The organism is Pseudomonas sp. C11 (assembly GCF_034683865.1).
Classification (GTDB): Bacteria; Pseudomonadota; Gammaproteobacteria; order Pseudomonadales; family Pseudomonadaceae; genus Aquipseudomonas.
Genome location: NZ_JAWIIP010000126.1, coordinates 1 through 228, shown reverse-complemented (window position 1 = coordinate 228; position 228 = coordinate 1). Strand labels below are relative to the sequence as shown.

The 228-nt window shown below is 58.3% G+C and carries 1 pseudogene; it reads right to left on the bottom strand.

Going from position 1 to position 228, the window contains the following annotated elements:
* A pseudogene (locus VC352_RS25180) lies at positions 1-228 on the bottom strand (cell division/cell wall cluster transcriptional repressor MraZ); the annotation flags it as partial.

Genomic DNA, 228 nt, shown 5'->3' with positions numbered 1-228 from the left:
CGTTTCAGGCGACGGTTCTCCTCACGGAAGGTAGCCAGCTCGCGCAGCTTGTTTTCGATCAGCTCCCCCTCAGGCAGGGTATACACGCAAAGACAGGGATCGACATCATCGATGGTCACAATGAGCTGGCCACTGCAACGCGAAACGAGCTCGTCACTATACCGACTCGGCATCGCGAGGCGCCCTGTGGCGTCGAGACTAATGGCGTTAGCTCCGCGAAAAACGGCT